We start from the raw sequence: 4,726 nt of genomic DNA on the forward strand, positions 1-4,726 counted from the left end.
GTCGGGGCCATTGTCACCACCGAGGCCCTGAAAGACCCCAAGATCGCCCGCTGGATGGCCGCCACCCTGCGCAAGAACGCCACCCGCGAGGTCGACCAGAAGGAGCTGACCGGGCTGCTCGCGGACCTCGACGCCAAGGCGGCCGAGGCATGAGCGAGACGCCCAGGAGCCCCGCCCAGGTCATCAACGACCTGAGCGACCAGGTCCGGCTCCTGCGCCAGGACGTGGCCGTCCTCACCGCCACCGCGACCAGCAAAAAGGAAGCCGCCGCCCTGCGCGCCGCCGTCCATGCGTCGGTGAAAGAGGCCCAGGACCGGAGCGCGAAAGTCCTCGATGCGGCCGAGCGCGTCATCGACCGAAGCTACCAAGCCAACCTCCAGGCGGCCCGCGATGGGGCCGCCAAGGCCGTGGCCGGGCTTCAGGACGAGGTCAGACAGGCGGCCAACCGGATGCGCCTGGAGGCCCTGAAAGGCAGCCGGCAGGCCCTCTACTGGTCGGGTGGGGTCTTCGCCCTGGCGGGCGGCCTCGTCGCCCTGGGGGCCCTCCTGGGCGCTCTGGGGCACTTCTGGCTGCAGGGACGGGCCGATGCCCGCGCCTTCGGCGAGCATCCGGGGATCTTCTGCGAAGGCGCGGGCGGAACCGTGGTGACCAACGACGATGGCAGCTCCTACTGCGCCTTCTGGATCACCCACCCCTCGCAACTGCGGAAATGACCTGGATCAGGACGGCCATCCTTCCGCCGGCCAGTCCCGGGAGGTGTGGATCACCCGGACGATCGCCACTTCCTCCTGCCCGCCCGTCTCTGCGATCACATAGGCGAGGATGTAGGGCAGTCCGGTCACCAGCTTCTCGTAGGTGCCTGTCACCCGTCCGGGACGGCCTGTCGGCATGTCGCCAAGTGCGAGCGCCGTCCGATCGAGGGCCGCGGCCACACGCCGGGCCGCTGCGGGGTTGTCGGCCGCGATCCAGGCAATCTGGTCGGCAAGATCGCTCAGCGCGTCGCTGGACCAGCGAACCGGTCGGCTCACGCGCGCTCGCCTGCCGCCTTGTCGATGGCCTGCTGCACGGCTGCCATCGCCTCCTCATGGCTGACGGTGCGGCCAGCGGCTACGTCAGCCATCCCCCCCTGAATACCCTCGATGATCGCCAGCTCGCGGTCCACGTAGGTCTCCACCGCCTCGGCCGCCAGAAAGGACCGGCTGCGCCGGGTGCCCTCTGCCAGTCTCCCCAGCTTGGCCTTGAGCTGCGGATCGAGCCGGATCGTCATCGTGGTGCTGGTGCTGCTCATCACCTGTTTCCTCAGTGTGTACACCTGAACACATACACCGGATCAGGGTTTCAAGAAAGGCTGGTCCAGTCGGATCAGCGCCGCTGCCTTCTTAAGGCTCGCAGGGAGGCCTGGGCTCATGAGAGCATCCGTGAACGGACGTTAAAGAATATCTCCGAAGGAGATAGTTAAACAGTTAGACGCTCCGTCTCTCACAAAAATCTGAGTAATTTCAACACCTTGCTCCATGATTTCGTCAAGTAGAGTGGGTGATACCCCGAGTAAAAGTGGGTGATACCCCGAGTAGCAGAGTGGGTGATACCCCGTGCCCATCCACAGGCTCAGAGCTTGTAACGCCGATCCTGCCGCCACTCGATCTTGCCTGGGTCGCGGTTGAAGGTGAGAGAGGGACCGTTCATGCCCTTGATCTCGTTCATGCTGTATTCGGGCAGGGCATTGCGGGTGATAGCCTTCCGCAAATCACGGGCGAATTGGGCATACGGCTGGGCCGATCCGCTCCGGGTGTGCAGATCCCGGAAGGTGAATATCCATCCAGCTTGCCTGCCGACATGGCGACGGGCGAGGCGATACAGAAACCGATCAAGGCCGCTCGTCAAATCGAAATATCTGGGCGAGATCGACAGAATATCTCGATCCTCTGCTACGGCTTCAAAGAGCCACATTGGCAATTCCAGCCACGCCGCTTTGGCTTGGCCTTCGTCGCATTCCTCGATCTTGAACGCCGACAGAAGGTTGAATCGCCCGAGGCTCCGGCGCTTGCCTTTCAGAGAAGGACTTTCATAGGCTACAGAAGTTGATCCGAGCCGATGCAAGGCCGCTTTCAGCTCGCCATACCCTTTGCCGCCCGTGTCGCGTCCTACCGCCTTCAGCAGGTTGTAAGGGTGGAACTCGATCCTAGGCGAGACGGGCAGGCCAGCGTTCACCGCTTCGTTGATCTGCGACACCGCCCACAAGAGCACGTCATAGTCCCAGATCGTCGCAATGCCGGTATCCTCAGGGGCCGTGACAATCACCTTTTGGCCGCTGGGGCCTTCCCATTCGATCCGGGTGCGCTTGTTCTTGGAAAGGGCAACAAGGGGGGCGCTCATGGCCTCTCGCTCATCCCTGAAAGGCACATCCCCGATCAAGGCCACGAACAGATCAAGCTGGCGGTTGCTACTCATGCCGCGAGGGCCTCGATCTCTTTTTCCCGCGCCATGACATTGCGCACCGTCCCCGCATACCAGAGGCCGCCCCGCGCCGTCTTGATCCCCCGAGTATTCAGCTCGTCCGCGATGTGTCGCAGAGACACGCCGCCCGCCGCGATCTGGCGAATGACGGGCAGGACGTTGGCAGCATGCCAATCCGCCTTCTGGGCGTTCTTTGCCGCGCCCTTGCGGGCTGCCTGCCGCTGTTCGTCCCGGCGCTCAGGCATGGACCAGCCGAGCGCCACGCCACGGGCCTTGGCCGCCGCCAGAGCGGCGCGGGTGCGATCCGAGATGGCTTGCGCCTCATGCTCCGCGACAGCCGCCATGACGTGCAGCAGGAAACGGTTGGCCTCTGGCATGTCCGCCGCAGCGATCTCGGCACCGCTTTCGAGAAGGTTGGCGATGAAGGCGACGTTGCGGGCGAGGCGATCAAGCTTGGCAATCAGCAGCACGGCGTCGAGCCGCCTGGCCTCCACTAGAGCGCGGGCGAGCTGAGGACGAACCGAGCGCTTCCCGCTCTCGACCTCGACATATTCAGCCACAATCGCGCCCTTGCCCGCGACGTGGTCCGCCACCGCCTTGCGCTGTGCTTCGAGGCCGAGCCCGCTCCTGCCCTGCCGATCCGTGCTGACGCGCAGGTAGGTGACAAAGAGCATGACCAGCCTCCTGTATAAGGACCCTACGTCCATTGTGTCTTTATACACCTGCACACATCTACGTACTTACGCAAGTATGACTTTACGCACTTACGCTGTTGTGCACTCGCGTGCTTGCGCATCTGCATCACTGCGGTAACGTCTACCCATGAAAACCATAGTCATAGCCGCTCAGAAAGGCGGGGCGGGGAAAACCACCCTTGCCCGCAACCTTGCGGTTGCCGCTTCCCAGGATGGCCGCACCGTCCTTTGCCTCGACCTTGATCCGCAAGGTTCACTCCGCGCCTGGTGGGAGAGCCGCGAAGCAGATGCGCCGGCCATGCTCGACCGCGACCCCGCCCCCCATGCTCTCAGGACCACCCTGAGCGCCGCACAGGCGCAATTCGACCTTTGCATCATCGACACCCCGCCCGCCGCGCCAGAATGGCTAGCAGAGGCCCTAGGAGCTGCTGACCTGGTGCTGATCCCTGTTCGCCCCTCGCCCGACGATCTGCGCGCCGTGGGGGCGACGATTGCCGCCGTGAACGCTGCCCGCGTCCCGTTCGCCTTCGCCCTGTCGCAGACCCCCCGCGCCAGGATCACTGACGAAGCTGCCCGCGTTCTGGCGCAACATGGCCGTGTCGCGCCGGTCAACATCGCGCAACGGGTCAGCTATGCCGAAACCGGGGCCACGGGGCAGGGCGTCACCGAAACAACAGATGACAAGGCCAGCGCAGAGATTGCCGCTGCTTGGGGTTACGTGAAGGGGATACTAAATGGCTAAGAAGCCCGTCGCCCTCGATGGCCTGCTGAACACCCAAAGCCGCCCGACCGACACCGGGATACCGCAACGCGGGGCCGCTTCATCAAACAACCAGATAAAACCTGCCCCAAAGAAGCGGGAAGGGGAAAAGCGGCTGACGCTGGCCCTAGACGGCGAAACCTACCGCCGCTTGCGCTTGCATGCCGCCGAAACCGATCAGACGCACCAAGACATTCTGGCTGCCGCTCTTGCGGAATACCTTAAGCGCGAGAATGCGTAGTTACGTAAATGCGTATTTGCGCAAGAAGGCGCCGAAGGCTGCGCAACTCGGCTGCTCGAACGCTGATGCCCGGCCAATATTCAAGGGACTATCATGACGTTAATTTTCGACTTCGTGTCCAAGGTTCAGGCCATTCAGAAAACCGGGGCTGCCACGGAACATTCATATCGCTCAGCCTTCGAAAGCTTGTTTGCAAGCCTTGGAGCTACAGCGCTGAATGAACCTAAGCGGGTAAAATGCGGTGCGCCAGATTTCATCGTTTCTCAAGGCGAGATCGTAATCGGGCATGTGGAAGCCAAGGACCTTCACATCCCGATCCGTGGCATGAAGGATAGCAACAAGGCGCAGCAGGAACGATACAGGGCAGCGCTGCCCAACCTGATCTACACAAACGGACTGGACTGGGATTTTTACCGTGACGGCAATCTGACGGCTTCCGTCAGCATCGCCAATTTAGTCATGGGCATAATCCCCGAACCTAGGGTCAGGACCCATTGATTTGCCTGCTGCTGCGTGATTCAGTCTCCGTGAGGAGACTGATCGATGAGCAACCTTTTTTGGCTGACCGATGAG

The 4,726-nt window shown here is 62.6% G+C and carries 8 protein-coding genes; 4 read left to right on the forward strand and 4 right to left on the reverse strand.

Annotated features, from left to right (window positions below; genetic code table 11):
* The first annotated feature begins 149 nt into the window (after positions 1 to 149).
* Entirely contained in the window at positions 150 to 713 is a 564-nt protein-coding gene (locus BLQ03_RS17350; RefSeq protein ID WP_090757545.1) for a hypothetical protein, read from the forward strand.
* A gap of 6 nt (positions 714 to 719) precedes the next feature.
* Here BLQ03_RS17350 and BLQ03_RS17355 read toward each other — a convergent pair whose 3' ends face one another.
* The 4 genes from BLQ03_RS17355 to BLQ03_RS17370 all read right to left on the reverse strand — a co-directional run bounded on the left by BLQ03_RS17355 (position 720) and on the right by BLQ03_RS17370 (position 3,131).
* On the reverse strand, positions 720 to 1,028 hold the full coding sequence (locus BLQ03_RS17355; RefSeq protein ID WP_090757546.1) for a type II toxin-antitoxin system RelE/ParE family toxin: 309 nt from the start codon (positions 1,026 to 1,028) through the stop codon (positions 720 to 722).
* Positions 1,025 to 1,288, reverse strand: a complete 264-nt coding sequence (locus tag BLQ03_RS17360; protein WP_090757547.1) for a CopG family ribbon-helix-helix protein — start codon at positions 1,286 to 1,288, stop codon at positions 1,025 to 1,027. The genes BLQ03_RS17355 and BLQ03_RS17360 overlap by 4 nt, the downstream gene beginning before the upstream one ends.
* 320 nt (positions 1,289 to 1,608) lie before the next feature.
* Positions 1,609 to 2,451 (reverse strand): replication initiator protein A, encoded by an 843-nt coding sequence (locus BLQ03_RS17365; RefSeq protein WP_090757548.1) that lies wholly within the window; start codon positions 2,449 to 2,451, stop codon positions 1,609 to 1,611.
* A complete protein-coding gene (locus BLQ03_RS17370; protein ID WP_090757549.1) occupies positions 2,448 to 3,131 on the reverse strand; it encodes a recombinase family protein in 684 nt (227 codons plus the stop codon). The genes BLQ03_RS17365 and BLQ03_RS17370 overlap by 4 nt, the downstream gene beginning before the upstream one ends.
* Before the next feature lie 148 nt (positions 3,132 to 3,279).
* Between BLQ03_RS17370 and BLQ03_RS17375 the strand changes: the two genes are divergently transcribed.
* From BLQ03_RS17375 to BLQ03_RS17385, 3 genes are all read left to right on the forward strand, one after another.
* Entirely contained in the window at positions 3,280 to 3,894 is a 615-nt protein-coding gene (locus BLQ03_RS17375) for a ParA family protein (RefSeq protein WP_090757550.1), read from the forward strand.
* A complete protein-coding gene (locus BLQ03_RS17380) occupies positions 3,887 to 4,153 on the forward strand; it encodes a CopG family transcriptional regulator (RefSeq protein WP_090757551.1) in 267 nt (88 codons plus the stop codon). Before BLQ03_RS17375 ends, BLQ03_RS17380 begins: the two co-directional genes overlap by 8 nt.
* A 93-nt stretch (positions 4,154 to 4,246) precedes the next feature.
* On the forward strand, positions 4,247 to 4,651 hold the full coding sequence (locus BLQ03_RS17385; RefSeq protein ID WP_175558942.1) for a hypothetical protein: 405 nt from the start codon (positions 4,247 to 4,249) through the stop codon (positions 4,649 to 4,651).
* Positions 4,652 to 4,726 lie beyond the last annotated feature (75 nt).

The organism is Paracoccus chinensis (assembly GCF_900102885.1).
Taxonomy (GTDB): domain Bacteria; phylum Pseudomonadota; class Alphaproteobacteria; order Rhodobacterales; family Rhodobacteraceae; genus Paracoccus; species Paracoccus chinensis.

Bases quoted from the DNA above. Each gene is read 5' to 3' on its own strand.
- BLQ03_RS17350 (WP_090757545.1), top strand. From the start codon at position 150: ATGAGCGAGACGCCCAGGAGCCCCGCCCAGGTCATCAACGACCTGAGC.
- BLQ03_RS17360 (WP_090757547.1), bottom strand. From the start codon at position 1,288: ATGAGCAGCACCAGCACCACGATGACGATCCGGCTCGATCCGCAGCTC.
- BLQ03_RS17365 (WP_090757548.1), bottom strand. From the start codon at position 2,451: ATGAGTAGCAACCGCCAGCTTGATCTGTTCGTGGCCTTGATCGGGGAT.
- BLQ03_RS17370 (WP_090757549.1), bottom strand. From the start codon at position 3,131: ATGCTCTTTGTCACCTACCTGCGCGTCAGCACGGATCGGCAGGGCAGG.
- BLQ03_RS17375 (WP_090757550.1), top strand. From the start codon at position 3,280: ATGAAAACCATAGTCATAGCCGCTCAGAAAGGCGGGGCGGGGAAAACC.
- BLQ03_RS17380 (WP_090757551.1), top strand. From the start codon at position 3,887: ATGGCTAAGAAGCCCGTCGCCCTCGATGGCCTGCTGAACACCCAAAGC.
- BLQ03_RS17385 (WP_175558942.1), top strand. From the start codon at position 4,247: ATGACGTTAATTTTCGACTTCGTGTCCAAGGTTCAGGCCATTCAGAAA.